14 protein-coding genes are annotated in these 16,083 nt (G+C 68.9%); all 14 read right to left on the bottom strand.

Annotated features, from left to right (window positions below):
* Positions 1–51: 51 nt before the first annotated feature.
* On the bottom strand, positions 52–3,207 hold the full coding sequence (gene ileS / locus O3I_RS11945; protein ID WP_014983171.1) for an isoleucine--tRNA ligase: 3,156 nt from the start codon (positions 3,205–3,207) through the stop codon (positions 52–54).
* A 258-nt stretch (positions 3,208–3,465) separates the two neighbouring features.
* Positions 3,466–3,666 carry a hypothetical protein gene (locus O3I_RS43735; RefSeq protein WP_014983170.1) on the bottom strand — a complete coding sequence of 67 codons (201 nt, stop codon included), beginning with the start codon at positions 3,664–3,666 and terminating at the stop codon, positions 3,466–3,468.
* Positions 3,667–3,713: 47 nt separating this feature from the next.
* On the bottom strand, positions 3,714–4,568 hold the full coding sequence (locus tag O3I_RS11940; protein WP_014983169.1) for a DivIVA domain-containing protein: 855 nt from the start codon (positions 4,566–4,568) through the stop codon (positions 3,714–3,716).
* A gap of 68 nt (positions 4,569–4,636) precedes the next feature.
* Positions 4,637–4,939: a YggT family protein gene (locus O3I_RS11935; protein ID WP_014983168.1), complete on the bottom strand. Its 303-nt coding sequence runs from the start codon at positions 4,937–4,939 to the stop codon at positions 4,637–4,639.
* Between the two features lie 89 nt (positions 4,940–5,028).
* Positions 5,029–5,838, bottom strand: coding sequence for a cell division protein SepF (locus O3I_RS11930; protein WP_014983167.1), 810 nt, complete (start codon positions 5,836–5,838; stop codon positions 5,029–5,031).
* Entirely contained in the window at positions 5,835–5,993 is a 159-nt protein-coding gene (locus O3I_RS45485; protein ID WP_167829132.1) for a hypothetical protein, read from the bottom strand. The genes O3I_RS11930 and O3I_RS45485 overlap by 4 nt, the downstream gene beginning before the upstream one ends.
* A gap of 106 nt (positions 5,994–6,099) precedes the next feature.
* Entirely contained in the window at positions 6,100–6,864 is a 765-nt protein-coding gene (locus O3I_RS11925; RefSeq protein WP_014983166.1) for a YggS family pyridoxal phosphate-dependent enzyme, read from the bottom strand.
* Positions 6,864–7,589: a peptidoglycan editing factor PgeF gene (pgeF, locus tag O3I_RS11920; RefSeq protein WP_041562570.1), complete on the bottom strand. Its 726-nt coding sequence runs from the start codon at positions 7,587–7,589 to the stop codon at positions 6,864–6,866. Before pgeF ends, O3I_RS11925 begins: the two co-directional genes overlap by 1 nt.
* Positions 7,590–8,063: 474 nt before the next feature.
* Complete coding sequence (gene ftsZ, locus O3I_RS11915) at positions 8,064–9,290, bottom strand: cell division protein FtsZ (protein ID WP_014983164.1); 1,227 nt, start codon at positions 9,288–9,290, stop codon at positions 8,064–8,066.
* A gap of 411 nt (positions 9,291–9,701) precedes the next feature.
* Positions 9,702–10,448 (bottom strand): cell division protein FtsQ/DivIB, encoded by a 747-nt coding sequence (locus O3I_RS11910; protein WP_014983163.1) that lies wholly within the window; start codon positions 10,446–10,448, stop codon positions 9,702–9,704.
* Between the two features lie 55 nt (positions 10,449–10,503).
* Entirely contained in the window at positions 10,504–11,994 is a 1,491-nt protein-coding gene (gene murC, locus O3I_RS11905; RefSeq protein ID WP_014983162.1) for a UDP-N-acetylmuramate--L-alanine ligase, read from the bottom strand.
* The gene (gene murG / locus O3I_RS11900; protein WP_014983161.1) at positions 11,991–13,088 is read right to left on the bottom strand and encodes an undecaprenyldiphospho-muramoylpentapeptide beta-N-acetylglucosaminyltransferase; all 1,098 of its coding nucleotides are present in this window, start codon (positions 13,086–13,088) and stop codon (positions 11,991–11,993) included. The genes murC and murG overlap by 4 nt, the downstream gene beginning before the upstream one ends.
* Positions 13,085–14,548 carry a putative lipid II flippase FtsW gene (gene ftsW / locus O3I_RS11895; RefSeq protein ID WP_014983160.1) on the bottom strand — a complete coding sequence of 488 codons (1,464 nt, stop codon included), beginning with the start codon at positions 14,546–14,548 and terminating at the stop codon, positions 13,085–13,087. The genes murG and ftsW overlap by 4 nt, the downstream gene beginning before the upstream one ends.
* Positions 14,549–14,606: 58 nt before the next feature.
* Positions 14,607–16,049, bottom strand: a complete 1,443-nt coding sequence (murD, locus tag O3I_RS11890) for a UDP-N-acetylmuramoyl-L-alanine--D-glutamate ligase (RefSeq protein WP_014983159.1) — start codon at positions 16,047–16,049, stop codon at positions 14,607–14,609.
* Between the last annotated feature and the right edge of the window lie 34 nt (positions 16,050–16,083).

Below are 16,083 nucleotides of genomic sequence, written 5' to 3'. Positions count from 1 at the left end.
CCGCACGGCAGGACAGGACGGTGCCGGTCCTGTCCTGCCGCGATGACCGGCTCAGGCCTTGGCGACCTGCGCGCGTACGCCACCGACGAGGTCGGCGGCCGTGGCACCCGCGTCACCGAAAGCCAGTGTGGTGGCGAGGATTTCACCGGCGATCAGATCGCGATGGGTTTCCGCCCACGCCTTGCGCTCGGCCGGGACCTCGAGCACCACCGTGATCCTGTCGGAGACGTCCAGGCCGGCCGACTTCCTGGTCTCCTGCAGGTCGCGGATGAGGTCGCGGGCCCAGCCCTCGGCCTCCAGTTCCTCGGTGACCACCGAGTTCAGCACCACCAGGCCCGCGTTGCCGGGCAGCGCGGCGGTGGACTCGGGTTCGGCGGCGACCAGTCGCTGCGTGTATTCCTCAGGGAGCAGCGCGATTCCGGCGGCGGTGACGACACCGTCGGCGGACTCGGACCACTCGCCCGCCTTCACCGCCTTGATCACCGTCTGCACGTCCTTGCCGAGCCGCGGGCCCGCGGCCCGGGCGTTCACGACCAGTTCGAAGCGACCGTGCACGGCGACGTCGGTGGTCAGATCCACCTTCTTGACGTTGACCTCGTCGGCGATGATGTCCGCGTACGGCGTCAACCGCTCGGCGTCGGCGGCCGCGATGGTCACCTCGGCCAACGGCAACCGCACGCGCAGGTTCTGCGCCTTGCGCAGGCTCAGCACGGTGGAGCACACCACCCGCACCTCGTCCATCGCGGCGACCAGTTCGGGGTCGCTCGCCAGCTCGCCCTCCTTCGGCCAGTCCGCCAGGTGCACCGACTCGCCGCCGGTGAGCCCGCGCCAGATGACTTCGCTGACCAGTGGGAGCAGCGGTGCGGCCAGCCGGGTGACCACCTCGAGCACCGTGTGCAGCGTGTCCACCGCATCGGCGTCCTCGCTCCAGAACCGCGAACGCGACCGGCGCACATACCAATTGGTGAGCGCGTCGGCGAAACCGCGCAGTTCCTCACAGGCGCCCGCGATGTCGTAGGCCTCGAGCGCCTCGGTCATCACGTCGCGCGTCTGCGCCAGCTTCGCCAGGATGTAGCGATCCAGCACGTGCGGCGAATCGATGCGCCACGTGCCCGGCTTCGAGGCGTAGAGCTGCAGGAAGGTCCACGCGTTCCACAGCGGCCGCAGCGCGTGGCTGACGCCCTCGCGGATGCCGCGCTCGGTCACGATGAGGTTGCCGCCGCGCAGGATCGGCGAGCTCATCAGGAACCAACGCATCGCGTCCGAGCCATCGCGGTCGAACACCTCGTTGACGTTCGGGTAGTTGCCCTTCGACTTGCTCATCTTCAGGCCGTCGTCACCGAGCACGATGCCGTGCGCGGCAACGGTTTTGAAGGCGTGGCTGTCGAAGAGCGCGGTGGCGAGCACGTGCAGCGTGTAGAACCAGCCGCGGGTCTGGCCGTTGTACTCGACGATGAAGTCACCGGGGAAGTGACTGTCGAACCACTCCTTGTTCTCGAACGGATAGTGCACCTGGGCGAACGGCATCGAGCCCGACTCGAACCAGCAGTCGAGCACCTCCGGCACCCGGCGCATGGTCGACTTGCCGGTCGGGTCATCGGGATTCGGCCGGGTGAGCTCATCGATCATCGGCCGGTGCAGGTCGGCCGGGCGCACGCCGAAGTCACGCTCCAGTTCGTCCAGCGAGCCGTAGACGTCCATCCGCGGGTAGGCCGGATCGTCGGACATCCAGACCGGAATCGGGCTGCCCCAGTAGCGATTGCGGCTGATGTTCCAGTCCCGCGCGCCCTCGAGCCACTTGCCGAACTGGCCGTCCCTGATGTGCTCGGGCACCCAGGTGATCTGCTTGTTCAGCTCGACCATCCGGTCACGGAACTTGGTGACCGCGACGAACCAGGACGGCACGGCCATGTAGATCAGCGGCTGCCCGGAGCGCCAGCTGTGCGGGTAGGAGTGCTCGATCGTCTCGTGCCGCAACAGCTTTCCGGCGGCCTTGAGGTCCTTGATGATCACCGGGTTGGCGTCGAACACCATCAGGCCCTCGTACGGCGGCACCATCGAGGTGAACTTGCCGCCGGGATCGAGCGGTTGCACGATCTCGATGCCGTTGGCGGTGGCGACATCCATGTCCTCCTCACCGAAAGCCGGTGCGAGGTGCACGATTCCGGTGCCGGAGTCGGTGGTCACGTAGTCCGCGCTGAGCACCCGGTGCGCGTGCGGGTGGCCGAGGAAGAAGTCGAACGGCGGTGCGTAGGACAGGCCGACCAGTGCGGCGCCGTCGTACTCGCCGAGTACCTCGGGCGCATCACCGAATTCGCGGCTGTAGTGCGACACGCGTTCGGCCGCCAGCAGATAGCGCTTGCCGTCGGCGGCGCGCAGGTGCACGTAGCGGACGTCGGGGTGCACCGCGATCGCGAGGTTCGACGGCAGCGTCCACGGCGTCGTGGTCCAGATCAACGCGTTCACGCCGTCGAGCGCGTGCAGCGGATGGTCGGCGGGCACGCGCAGCACCATGTCGACGGTGACCGCCGGATCCTGGCGCATCTTGTACGCGTCGTCGAGGCGGGTCTCCTGATTCGACAGCGGCGTCTGCTCGTACCAGCTGTAGGGCAGCACCCGGAAGCCCTGGTAGATCAGACCCTTCTCGTGCAATGTCCGGAACGCCCACATGACCGACTCCATGAAGTCGAGATCGAGGGTCTTGTAGTCGTTGTCGAAGTCGACCCAGCGTGCCTGCCGGGTGACGTAGTCGCGCCATTCACCGGTGTAGCGCAGCACCGACGATTTGCAGGCGGCGTTGAATTCGGCCAGACCCATTGCGTCGATCTGTGATTTGTCCGTGATACCGAGCTGCTTTTCCGCCTCGATTTCCGCGGGCAATCCGTGACAGTCCCAGCCGAAACGGCGATCGACGCGCTTGCCGCGCATCGTCTGGAAACGCGGGATCAAGTCTTTGACGTATCCGGTGAGCAAATGCCCGTAATGTGGCAGACCGTTGGCAAAGGGCGGGCCGTCGTAGAAGACGAACTCCGCGGCCGGTGCGGAACCCGAAGTCACTGCCCCGGAACGGTTTTCGATGCTCGCACGGAAGGTGTCGGCGGCCGCCCATGCGTCTAGCACGCGGCGTTCCATCTCGGGGAACGAAGACCCGGCGACACCGAGGTCGACGCGGGGGTACGCACTGTTGCTGGAAGTTTGGTCCGCCATCGCGGATACGTCTCCTCGTGCCTTGTCGTTGGCACGGGGACGATGCCGACGCCCGGTGCGTCGATACCGCGGTACCACCCCGCTTGCCCGGCGGCGAACTGCCGGACCTCTCGTTGTGAGCTGTGACGGGCTCACCCGTTCGGTTCTACTGGGCGCGGCGTGCGCTGTTCTTCCGAAGGCTCCCCGGTGATGACCGGATCCACACCATGTTCATGTTTGATTCTAGCCAGTACGGTCAAACCCTTGGACGGCGCTCCCTCACCGTTTGGCGTGGCGCCCGGGAGGCGGAGGCGAATCTCCGTCCGGCCGCCGCATAGACAGGGCACTGACCAGGAGCAGCACCGCGCCGAGTACGCACACCAGAATGCAGCCCCACGCCCAGATCACCGATCCGGTGGTCAGCGCGGTGACCAGTAGTGCGAATCCGACAGCGGCAAGGACAAGCGTCAAGACGAGCATGGTGACCCCCAAGGCATGCCGGGTGGCGCGTGCTCAGGATGAGCGGCTTACTTGCCACCCTTGGCAAACGTGGCCGGCTGCAGGTTGTTGGCGGTGTTGGCGTCCGCGAACGCCTCGCCACCGTCGACCGGCACCGCCGAACCGCGGTTCTCCAGCTCCTCGAGCTGCGATTCCAGGTAGGACTTCAGCCGCACCCGGTACTCCCGCTCGAACGTCTTGAGCTGCTCGATCCGGCTCTCCAGCACGCTGCGCTGCTGGGTGATGGTCGCCATGATCTCGGTGTGCTTGCGCTCGGCGTCGGCCTGCAGGGCGTCGGCCTTCTCCTTGGCCTGGCGCAGCTGGTTGTCCGAGCGCGACTGCGCGTCCGACAGCATCGCGTCGGCCTTCTGGCGGGCATCGGCGATCATGCCCTCGGAGCGGGTCCGGGCGTCACCGACGAGACGCTCGGAGTTTGCCCGCGCGTTCGACAGGAGGTTCTCCGCCTCCACCTTGGCGTCACTGGTGAGCCGGTCGGCCATTTCCTGCGCGAGGCTGAGCACCTTGGCGGCCTGCAGGTTCGCGTCCGCACCGGGCGCGTCCTTCGGCGGGGCGGGCGCGGGCATCGGCGCGGGCGGGGCCACCTGCACCGGCGGCTTGATCGGCTCGGGCGGCGGCGGCGCCTGCTGCACAGGCGCTTTCACGTTGGCCGGAACCGCGGGGCCGCGATTCTTCTTGGCATCAGCCAGTTCTGCGTCGAGTTCGGCGACCCGCTGGCGCAGATCGGCGTTCTCCTCGATCAGACGCGAGAGTTCCTGCTCGACGAGATCCAGGAAGGCGTCGACCTCATCCTCGTTGTAGCCGCGCTTCCCGATCGGCGGTTTGCTGAACGCGACGTTGTGCACATCGGCTGGAGTCAGCGGCATGGAAGGATCCCTTCACGCGTCTTTTGGAGATCTAGCAGATCTAGCAAGCTACTTCACGGCCCATTCTGTCACACCGGGGCTACCGGTTGCCCGAGCCTGCCCACGATCGACATCAAGATGAAGACGATGAAAAGCAGGACCATAATCGACAGATCCAGGCGAATTCCTCCCAGTGACACCGGTGGTATCAACCGCCTCAGGAGTTTCACCGGAGGGTCGGTGATCGTGAAGATCACCTCCAGGATGATGACCACGACACCGGTCGGACGCCAGTCCCGGGCGAAGCTACGGATGAACTCCACGATCACCCGGCTGATCAGCAACAGCCAGAAGATGAACAGTACGAAGTACAGCACCGCGAACAAGGCCACGACTTCACTCTGCCGCAAAATCCGCTTTGCGCAAAATGACCGCGCCGCACCGCAGGCGACCGGTCTGCATCACCCCCCAGATCACGACCTTATTTCTGGTTGTAGAAGCCGGTTTCGGCGATGCGACGGCGTTCTTCGGCTGATACGTCCACGTCCGCCGGTGAGAGGAGGAACACCTTGGTCGCGACCTTGTCGAATGAGCCACGCAGCGCGAACGCGAGTCCGGCGGCGAAGTCCACCAGCCGCTTGGCGTCGGCGTTGCTCAGGTCCACCAGGTCCATGATCACCGGGTTGCCCTCACGGAAGCGCTCACCGATGATGCGGGCCTCGCTGTAGTCGCGCGGGCGCAGCGTCGTGATCTTGGACAAGGGACCTCCGTCCTCGAAGATCCCCGGCCTGCGCGCGGGAGCCGGCTCGGGGCGCACGCGCTCCTCCAGCCGCCGCTCTTCGGCCTCGGGATCGACGGCGAGCGCACCACGGGTGGCGCCACGCAGCGACGGCGCGCTGCCGCCCGCGCGGAACCGGCCGGACGACGGCGCGGTCTCGATCCGGGTGGGACGCCGCGGCGCCTCGTAACGGTCCTCGCCGTAGGGCTCGTCGGCGTAGTCGTCGCGCCGGGATACCGGGTATCCGGCCTTGTACGGCGACTTGTAGGCGGGCTCCGGATAGCCGGGCTCGTCCCGATCGAATCCGTCGGCACCGTAATGCTCTGCGCCGTAACGGTCTTCGGCATAGCGATCAGCGCCGTAGGCACCGCGGTCGGCGTAGTCACGGGGCCGAGGCCTGCGCGCACCGCGGTCGTCGGCGACCCGGGGAGCACGATCGTCGACATAGTCGTCTTCGTAATCCTCGAGTGGAACCATGCCGAAGTAAGCCTTGAACTTGTGCAGCGTGCTCATGACTGCGCCTCGCTGACGCTCGGCTCCGTCACGAGCACGCTCGTGGCTGCGTTCATCGAGCGCTCGCTGCGCTCCCGCAGGACATCCCCGCGCACGCGCGGCGGCGTCATGACCACGATGGCTGCGTCGATTACTCGCTCGCTGCGCTCGCTCATTTTGGTCGACCTTCCTTCGGCCCCGGTGGCGGCCGGGTGTTGAAGTCTTGCTCAGCCCTCGTCTGTCCCAGCATATGTGTCGAATGTGACTGATGAGGTTTCTTTGCTACGCCGAGGTTATCGGTCGAGCGCCCATCAAGGCGGTACCGACACGCACAACCGTCGAGCCGTGTTCTATGGCGGATTCCAGATCGCCGGACATTCCGGCGGAAAGTTCTGTCGCGCCGGGATGCTCGGCGAGTAGCAGGGTGTGCAAAGTCGCAAGGCGTGCAAATGCCGCATCAGACTCAGCCCCCAATGGCGGAATGGCCATCAGACCGGACAGTCGTAATCCAGGCGAGGCCGCGATATGCGCGGCCAGGCGGGTCAATTCATCCGGCGCGACACCACCGCGCGACGGGTCCTCATCCAGGCTCACCTGCAGGAGGACCCGCACCGGCGCGCTGCGCTCCCCCGCGTCCAGTGCGGCTTGCGCGCCGGCGTCCAGAGCGGTTGCCAGGCGTTCGCTGTCCACCGAGTGGACGGTGTGCGCCCACCGGGCCACGACCCGCGCCTTGTTGCGCTGCAGGCGTCCTATCATGTGCCACTGCACATCCGAGAGGTCTTCGTCACTTATGTGCTCGCGGAGTGCCGAAACCTTGGCGGTGGCCTCCTGTTCGCGTGACTCGCCGAACTCGCGGCGGCCGAGCCGGTGCAGGATCGCGACATCGGCGACCGGAAAGAATTTCGTCACGGGGAGTAGACGCACCGAGTCCGGCGCGCGCCCGGTCGCGAGACAGGCCGCGTCGATGCGCTGCAGCAACCCGGCCAGGTTCGTCGCCAGTTCCGCGGTGCGCTCGTCCACTTGCGCGGCAACGGATTCCGCGGACATCAGTGCACCTCCGACCAGATCACGCTGCCCAGGCGCCCGGTGGGGGCGCCACGGCGGTGGCTGAACAGCGTGTGGTCCTCGATGGTGCAGCGCGGGTCGACCGCGACCGCGCCGACCCCGGCTTCGGTGAGCTGCCTGCGGATTCCGGCGCGCAGGTCGAGCGCCGGCGTGCCGCGCACCGTGGTGGTGGCGCTGCCGGGCAGATGCGCCTCGACATCGGCGCGCATCGCGGCGGGCACCTCGTACTGCCGCCCCGAGGCCGCCGGCCCCAGGAACGCGCCGATCCGTTCCACCTGCGCGCCCAGCGACAGCATCGCGTCGAGCACCTTCGGCACGATGCCGATCCGCGCGCCGATCCGGCCCGCGTGCACGGCCGCGAGCACACCGGCCTCGTCGTCGGACAGCAGGATGGGCACGCAGTCGGCGGTGAGCACCACCAGGGCGAGCCCGGGCACATTCGTCACAAGGGCGTCCGTCGCGGGCACCGGCTCGGCCCGTGGGCCATCGATGATTTCGACATTGCGGCTGTGGATCTGTTCCATCCAGACCAGCCGATCCGGGGTGAGCCCGATACCCGCGGCGAGCCGATCCCGGTTCCGCCGCACCGTCGCCGGATCGTCCCCGACGTGATCGCCGAGATTGAACGACTCGTACGGCGGGGCGGAAAAGCCCCCGGCCCGAGTCGTGGTCACCCGTCGAACAGTCAGTGTCGGCGCAGAAGTCATGCACTCGAGCCTAGTCGTCACCCCTTAACGACTCCCGAACGCTTTCTTAGGGAGCAGCCCACTGCCACACCCGAACCCGCACGCCGCGCGCAGACCGTCACGCCGCGCGCGAAATCGCCGACGAACACGGGCGCACCGCAAGAAGAGGCGCGCGTCCCGCGAGAAGGCGCGCGTCCCGCGAACACCCGCGCATCCCGCGAGAAGACGCGCATCCCGCGAACACCCGCGCATCCCGCGAACACCCGCGCATCCCGCGAACACCCGCGCGTCCCGCGAGAAGGCGCGCGTCCCGCGAACACCCGCGCATCCCGCGAGAAGACGCGCATCCCGCGAACACCCGCGCATCCCACGAGAAGGCGCGCGGCCATCACACTGCGGTGGCGCGAACCACAGAGCGTCCGCACATCGCACAGGATGGTCTGCTGTGCGGCGTGCGGACGCTCTGTGCCGCGCGGCGGCGGCGTGGGGCTCGAGCTAGCGGCGCATGAAGGACGGGACGTCGACATCGTCGTCGTCATCGTCGGGGGGTTCGATGTGTGCGCGCGGGTTGTTGGCGACCGTGGGCTCGGCCAGCCGGGCGCGTTCGGAGTCGCGGTAGCTCGGTACGGCGCCGCGGGTCGAGGCGCTCGCGCCGGCGGCCGCGGTGTCGGTGCTGCGGGCGGCGACCTCGGTGCTGCGGTTCTGGCCGATCTCGCCGGAGCGGGCCGAGCCGATGGTGCTGCGTCCGGCGGTGTCGAAGGTCCGCCGGGCCGGCCCGCCGCCGTCGAAGCCCGCGGCGATCACGGTGACGCGCACCTCGTCGCCGAGCGAATCGTCGATCACCGTGCCGAAGATGATGTTGGCCTCGATATGCGCGGCCTCCTGCACCAGCGAGGCCGCCTCGTTGATCTCGAACAGGCCGAGGTCCGAGCCGCCCGCGATCGACAGCAGCACGCCGTGCGCGCCGTCCATCGACGCCTCGAGCAGCGGCGAATTGATCGCGGACTCGGCCGCTTTCACCGAACGGCCCTCGCCGCGGGCCGAGCCGATGCCCATCAGGGCGCTGCCCGCGCCGGACATCACGCTCTTGACGTCGGCGAAGTCGACGTTGATCAGACCCGGCGTGGTGATCAGGTCGGTGATGCCCTGCACACCGTTGAGCAGCACCTCGTCGGCCGAGCGGAACGCGTCCATCAGGCTGACCGCCGCGTCGCCGAGCTGGAGCAGCCGGTCGTTCGGGATCACGATGAGCGTGTCGCAGGATTCGCGCAGCTGGTTGATGCCGACCTCGGCCTGGTTGCCGCGCCGCTTGCCCTCGAACGAGAACGGGCGGGTGACCACGCCGATGGTCAGCGCGCCGAGCTTGCGGGCGATCTGGGCGACGACCGGCGCACCGCCGGTGCCGGTGCCACCGCCCTCACCCGCCGTCACGAAGACCATGTCGGCGCCCTTGAGCACCTCTTCGATCTCGTCCTTGTGGTCCTCGGCCGCCTTGCGACCGACCTCGGGGTCGGCGCCCGCCCCGAGACCACGGGTGAGTTCCCGGCCGACGTCGAGCTTGACGTCGGCATCACTCATCAGCAGAGCCTGCGCGTCGGTATTGACCGCGATGAACTCGACACCTTTGAGACCCTGTTCGATCATCCGGTTGACGGCATTCACACCGCCGCCGCCGATACCGACGACCTTGATCACGGCAAGGTAGTTGTGCGGGGGCGTCATGGGCTCTCGCCTTCCTTCGATCTAAAGCCTGTCGTTTTCGGATTCGAGACACTCCGCCGGTTTCGCCTGAGCGGCTGTCCTCAGCGCACCGCCACTCGGGCAAACCCTAAAGCTGAACCATAGGGTTAGCGTTATGTCAAGTATCCGACTGCTGCGGAACGCTATTCGCCGCCGCCGCAAACCGCGCGCAGGCGCGCCGAAACGAGACACAGAATCTTGTGTGATCCCTCTCGTTTCGCCGACCCACACGAAGTATGGTGAACGGTTGCCCCCTGGCGCCCCGCCTGCCGCCCTGTACGAGCGCGGCGGCGTGAGCGCCCGGCCCGGAGGCAGCGGCTCGCAGATCCACGAGGGGACCGCGAGCGCCGCCCGTCGAATACTGCAATTCGACGCGGGCGCAATGGGTATCGATCACTTTACCGTGACCAGATTAGGACTCGAAACATCGAACACCGTTCCGGGGCGGGTCAACAGCGGCAGTACGACCGCCGACTTGCGCTCGGCGTCGTTCATCCCGCCCCAGAGTACCGTGCGCCCATCCTTCAGATTCAGGGAAATATCTGAAATGGACCGTGCCACAACCTCGTCCACCTGAATGCCCAGCGCAGGCGGCAGCACGGTGAGCACCGCGACCGCGGCCTTGGTGACCGGGGCGTCGCTCGCGGGATGATCGGTGATCAACTTCGGCACCCCGATCGGCGCCGGTTCGATCGCGAATTCCACGCTCTCCGCGTCCAACAGGTGCGCGCCCTGCGGACTCTCGAAAAACAACACCGGAACCCGCTCGACGACGGTCACTTTCACCGTCGACGGAAAAACGCGCTGCACCCGGGCTGTGCGCACCTTGGGAATACTCGCCACCCGCCGCGCGATCTCGGTGGTATCGATGCGCAACATCGAGCGCCCCGACGGAATTTCGAGCAGTTCGCGCACCTGTTGTTCGGGCACCGCGACCGCGCCGTCGATCTTGACGGTGCGCACCGAGAGCACCGGCGTGAACCACGCGACGGCCGCGACGATCGCAAGGACGCACACGCCCAGCAATCCCCACCACCAGAAGCGCCGGATCCCGTCCGCGCCGAACAGCGCACCGGCCGAACGCGCCGCGGCGAACCCGCGCCGCGCCTCGCCCGCGCGCCTGCTGCCACGCCTCGCCATCACGACTCCGCTCCGCCGGGCCACCGGTGCGTGCGCGGCCGCTTCGTCTCGGCGCTCATCGCCCGTACTGGGGCCGCGCCCGTAAACCGTCCAGGATCTGACTGCCGAGCATCGTCACATCGCCCGCGCCCATGGTGATCACGACGTCGCCGGGCAGCGCGAGCCGGGCGACCTGCCTGCCCACCCGCGACATATCGGGTTGGTAGTGCACGGGTTTGGTGACCGACTGGGCCACCAGTGCCCCGTTCACCCCGGGCAGTGGTTTCTCGCGCGCGCCGTACACATCGAGCACGACCACCTCGTCGGCGAGGCTGAGCGCGGTGCCGAACTCCGCGGCGAACGTCGCGGTGCGGCTGTACAGATGCGGCTGGAACACCACGATGACGCGCCCCTGCCGGGAGCGGGCGCCGTCGCGGGCCTCCTGCTGCACCAGTTCGGCGGCGGCGCCGAGCACCGCGCGCACCTCGGTCGGGTGATGGGCGTAATCGTCGAAGACGCGCACGCCGTTCTCCCGGCCCGCGAACTGGAAGCGCCGGTGCACACCGCCGAAACCCTCCAGCCCCTGCACGATCTCGTCCACGTCGGCCCCGGCGGCGCGGGCCGCGAGCAGCGCGGCGAGCGCGTTCAAGGCCATGTGCCTGCCCGGCACCGACAACCGCAGGGTGCGCGGCGCGGCCTCGTCGGCGAGCTGGAACTGGGCGATACCGCCGACGTCGCGCGGCTCCCAGCTGTGCAGCCGCACCCCGACCGGCACCGGCGCGTCGGCGAGTTCGCCGGAGCCGTAACCGAGTACCTGCACGTTCTTCTCGGCCAGGCGCGCGCCGACCCGCTCGGCCAGCGCGAACGAACCGGGATCGTCCAGGCAGACCACGAGCAGCCCGCCCGCGTTCAACCGGTCGGCGAAATCGTCGAAGACCTGCACATAGGCCTCGTCGGTGCCGAAGAAGTCCAGGTGATCGGATTCGATGTTGGTGACCACCGCGACGTCCGGCTCGTACTGCAGCAGCGACCCGTCGCTCTCGTCGGCTTCAGCGACGAAGATGTCCCCGGTGCCGTGGTGCGCGTTGGTGCCCGCCTCGTTCAACTCCCCGCCCACCGCGAAGGACGGATCGAAGCCGCAGTGCTGCAGCGACACGATGAGCATCGAGGTGGTGGAGGTCTTGCCGTGGGTACCCGACACCAGCAGCGTGCGATGTCCCTGCATCAGGGAGGCGAGCACGGCCGGGCGCAGCAGCACCGGAATCTCGCGCCGATTCGCTTCCACCAGTTCGGGATTGGTCTTCGGGATGGCCGCGTAGGTGGTGACCACCACGGTCGGGCCGCCGGGCAGCAGGTCCAGCGCGCTGGCGTCGTGCCCGATGCGCACCTGCGCGCCGCGCGCCCGCAGCGCGAGCACCCCGCGGCTCTCCTTGGCGTCCGACCCGGACACGGCGCCGCCGCGGGACAACAGGATCCGCGCGATACCGGACATCCCGGCACCGCCGATGCCGACCATGTGCACCCGTTCGAGTGCGGGCGGCAACGCCGAAAGGTCCTCGTCGGTCATCCGGCGACCCCCAGCACGATGCGCGCCACCTCGTCGGCGGCGTCGCGGTGCCCGGCACCGGCGGCGGCACGGCCCATCTCGATCAGCCGTGCGGGGTCCATGAGCAGCGGAATCACCTCGTCGATCACGTATTTCGGCGTCAGCTCCGAATCGGGGACAATTCTGCCACCGCCCTGCCGGACCACCGGCCCAGCGTTGAGCTCCTGCTCACCGTTGCCGTGCGGCAGTGGCACGTAGAACGCGGGCAGCCCGACCGCCGACACCTCGGCGACGGTCATCGCGCCCGACCGGCAGACCACCGCGTCGGCGGCGGCGTAGGCGAGGTCCATCCGGGAAAGATACGGCACCGCGACATAGCGCGCCGCACCGTCGCCGGCCGCGACCTCGAGGGTGTTCTTGGGGCCGTGCGCGTGCAGCACCGAGATACCCGCCGCGGCCAGTTGCGCCGCGGCGCCGGACACCGCGTCGTTCAGGCTCACCGCGCCCTGCGAGCCGCCGAACACCAGCAGTACCGGTCCCTCGGCGGGCAACCCGAAATGCGCCCGGGCCTCGGCGCGCAACGCGGCGCGATCCAGCGTGGTGATGGCCGCGCGCACCGGGATGCCGACGACCTGCGCCCCGGCCAGCCCGGAATCCGGCACCGCCGCGAGCACGCGGCGCGCGCGCCGGGCGCCGACCTTGTTCGCGATACCGGCCTTGGCGTTGGCCTCGTGCACCACCACCGGCACCGCGCGCCGGCGGCGCAGCAGCCCCGGCCCGGCGGCCAGGTACGCGGGCAGTGCCACGTAGCCGCCGAACCCGACGATCACATCCGCCTCGACCCGATCGATCACCGCGCGGGCCTGCGCCACCGAGGCGCGCACCCGGCCGGGCAACCGCAGCAGATCGGTGGTCGGCTTGCGGGGCAACGGAACCGGCGGGATCAGCTCGAGCGGATAACCGCGTTCGGGGATCAGGCGGGTTTCCAGGCCGCGTTCGGTACCGAGCGCCGTCACCCGGATCGAATCGTCGAGCCGTCGCAGCGCGTCCGCCACCGCCAGCGCCGGCTCGATGTGGCCCGCCGTGCCGCCGCCGGCGACGATTACCGAGATCACCTAGATCTTCCCCGTTCTCTTGCGTGGTTGACCGGATAGCTGGGTTCCCATGCCCTGGTGGCCCGTAGCGAGCTGGTGCCGCGGCTCTCCGGCGAGCGGCGCCTGCCCGGTTCGCTCTGGCCGCGGCGGCCGGGCGGCAACGCCGCCGGTCTGCCCGCACGCGGCGCCTTGCCCCGCTGTGCGGACTTCGCCCTGGCGGCACCGGCCCGGGCCGGCGAGTACACCTCAGGTTTGGGCAGGCGCAGCAGCCTGCTGAATCTACCGTCCTGTCCGGCGTGCAACGCCGAAACCGCCTCGGGCTCGTGCCGGGCCGCGTTGGCGATGATGCCGAACATGAACAGGGTGATCGCCAGCGACGAACCGCCCGCCGACACCAGCGGCAGCTGCAGACCGGTCACCGGCAGCAGCCCGACCACGTAGCCGATGTTGATCAGGGCCTGGCCGGTGATCCAGGTCGTCGCGGTCGCGGTGAGCAGCCGCAGGAACGGATCCACCGACCGGCTCGCGATACGCAAGCCGGTGTAGACGAACAGCGCGAACAGTCCGAGCACCAGGGCGCAGCCGAAGAAGCCGAGTTCCTCGCCGATGATGGCGAAGATGAAGTCGTTGTGCGAGTTGGGCAGATAGCTCCACTTGGCCCGGCTCTGCCCGAGGCCGCGACCCCAGATACCGCCGTCGGCCAGCGAGTACAGCGCTTGGCGCGCTTGGTAATTGATGCCCTGCGGGTCGTCACCGGGATTGAAGAACGCGCGCATCCGATCGGAGCGGTAGCCGGCCGAGAGCGCGAGCACCGCGGCGGCGATCATGCCCGACACCGCGATCGTGACGAACAGGCGCAGCGGCAGCCCGCCGAACCAGAGCAGCGCCGCGAGCACGATGCCTAGCGCGATCGTGGTGGACAGGTTCGGTTCCACCACCACGAGCAGGCACACCAGCAGGCCCGCGGGCACCAGCGGCATCAGGATGTCCTTGAGCGACGCGTGCTCCGACCGCCGCGACGCCAGCAGGTGCGCACCCCAGACGACCAGCGTGACCTTGACGATCTCCGACGGCTGCACCGAGAAGAAGCCGAGATCGATCCAGCGCCGGGCGCCCTGCACCTTGGAACCGATGCCGGGCACCAGTACCAGCACCAGCCCGAGCACCGACACCACGAACAGCGGGAACGACCACTGGCGCAGCCTGCGCAACGGAATTCGCAGCGCCAGATAGAACAGCACGGCACCGATCGCCGCGAACATCGCCTGCTGGATGAACAGCGAATACGCCGAGCCCCCATCGACATACGCCTCGACGCTCGACGCCGAGAGCACCATCACCAGGCCCAGCACCGTGAGCAGCGTGGCGATGGTGACCACCAGATGGAAGGAGGCGAGCGGCCGCGCGAGCCAGGCCACGAACCGGGCACCGGCCCGCGGGTCGACCCGCCGTGCGGTGTGCGTCTGATCTGCGCCGCTCACGAGCCCTCCACGGTTTCGCCGCGCTGCCGTCTCCGAGGCCGGAGCGCACGGCGCGAAGTCATAGTTGCCGCCCGACGTCACCGTCTTCCAGTGCGTGCACCGACGCCGCGAAACTGCGGCCCCGATGCGTGTAGTCGGTGAACATGTCCAACGACGCCGCGGCGGGGGCGAGCAGCACGGTGTCCCCGCGACGGGCGTACCCGGCCGCGGCCCGTACCGCCCGCGCCATCACGGCGTCGGCCTGCTCGGTTCTCGACGCGTCCGCACCCATCCCTGCATCGTCTCCCGCGATCAGCTCGACGACCGGGACCTCGGGCGCGTGTCGCGCCAATGCGGCGGCGAAAACCGGCGCGTCGGCCCCGATCAGCACCACGGCGACCAGCCGATCGGCGACCTCCTCCACGAGATCCTCGATCTGGGCGCCCTTGAGCTGCCCGCCCGCGACCCAGACCACCTGCGGGTGCGCCAGGATCGCGGTGCGCGCGGCATGCGGGTTGGTGGCCTTGGAGTCATCGATGAAGTCGACGCCGCCCACCTCGGCGACGAACGCCGAACGGTGCGGACCGACCTTGTGCTCGATCAAGCCTTCCCGGATGAACTGCGGGGCAACGTCGATGGCACGGGTGAGCGCGGCGGCCGCGAGCGCGTCCGCGACACCTGCCGGTCCCGGCGGGCTGATGTCGCCGACCTCGGCCAGGATCGCGGCCTTGGTGAACGCGCGGTCCAGCAGTTTGCCGTCGACCACGCCGAGTTCGCCGTCGGCGGGCACGCCGATCCGGAAGCCGACGGTCCGGCGCGCCTTGCTGCGCCGGGCCAGCGAGGCCGCCACCGGATCGTCGAGCCCGACCACGCCGACCCGGCCGAACAGCGCGCGCGCTTTGGCCGCGGCGTAGGCGTCGAGGCCGCCGTGCCAATCCAGGTGATCCTCGGCCACGTTGAGCACCACGCCCGCCTCCGGGCGCACCGAGGGCGCCCAGTGCAGCTGGAACGAGGACAGCTCGACGGCGAGCACCTGCGGACCGGGGTTGCGCCGCAAGGCATCCAGGATCGGCAGGCCGATATTCCCGCACGCGACGCTGGGGATGCCCGCGGCGCGCAGGATGGCGTGCGTCATCTGCGTGGTGGTGGTCTTGCCGTTGGTCCCGGTGATCACCAGCCACTTGCGCACCGGCCCGTAGATCCTGGCTTGATCGACCCACCAGGCGAATTCGACGTCACCCCAGACCGGTGTGCCCTCGGCGACCGCCGCGGCCAGCACCGGCGAATCGGGCCGCCAGCCCGGACTGGTGATCACCAGCGCGAACCGGCTCCAGTCGGTGGATTCGAGTTCGACGCAGGTGGCGATGTCCAGGCCGAGCCCGGCCGCCTCGGCCAGCGCCGCGGCGCCGCCGTCGGTGACCACCGGGCGCGCCCCGATATCGCGCAGCGGCTCGACCAGCGAGCGCCCCGACACACCCCAGCCCGCGACGAGAACGTCACGGCCACGCAGGAATTCGAGCATGGGCCCTGGTGTACGCAGGGCCCGAGGAGAATGT

Origin of the sequence: Nocardia brasiliensis ATCC 700358, from assembly GCF_000250675.2 — a bacterium.
Lineage (GTDB): Bacteria > Actinomycetota > Actinomycetes > Mycobacteriales > Mycobacteriaceae > Nocardia > Nocardia brasiliensis_B.
Note: the sequence above shows the minus strand (reverse complement) of the source record. Positions and strands in the feature narration are given on the sequence as shown.

Coding starts and splice junctions, on each gene's coding strand:
- O3I_RS45485 (WP_167829132.1), bottom strand. CDS start 5,993: ATGAGCGAGCGCAGCGAGCGAGTAATCGACGCAGCCATCGTGGTCATG.
- ileS (WP_014983171.1), bottom strand. CDS start 3,207: ATGGCGGACCAAACTTCCAGCAACAGTGCGTACCCCCGCGTCGACCTC.
- murC (WP_014983162.1), bottom strand. CDS start 11,994: ATGACCGACGAGGACCTTTCGGCGTTGCCGCCCGCACTCGAACGGGTG.
- O3I_RS11940 (WP_014983169.1), bottom strand. CDS start 4,568: ATGCCGCTGACTCCAGCCGATGTGCACAACGTCGCGTTCAGCAAACCG.
- O3I_RS11930 (WP_014983167.1), bottom strand. CDS start 5,838: ATGAGCACGCTGCACAAGTTCAAGGCTTACTTCGGCATGGTTCCACTC.
- O3I_RS43735 (WP_014983170.1), bottom strand. CDS start 3,666: ATGCTCGTCTTGACGCTTGTCCTTGCCGCTGTCGGATTCGCACTACTG.
- O3I_RS11910 (WP_014983163.1), bottom strand. CDS start 10,448: ATGGCGAGGCGTGGCAGCAGGCGCGCGGGCGAGGCGCGGCGCGGGTTC.
- ftsZ (WP_014983164.1), bottom strand. CDS start 9,290: ATGACGCCCCCGCACAACTACCTTGCCGTGATCAAGGTCGTCGGTATC.
- murD (WP_014983159.1), bottom strand. CDS start 16,049: ATGCTCGAATTCCTGCGTGGCCGTGACGTTCTCGTCGCGGGCTGGGGT.
- O3I_RS11925 (WP_014983166.1), bottom strand. CDS start 6,864: ATGTCCGCGGAATCCGTTGCCGCGCAAGTGGACGAGCGCACCGCGGAA.
- pgeF (WP_041562570.1), bottom strand. CDS start 7,589: ATGACTTCTGCGCCGACACTGACTGTTCGACGGGTGACCACGACTCGG.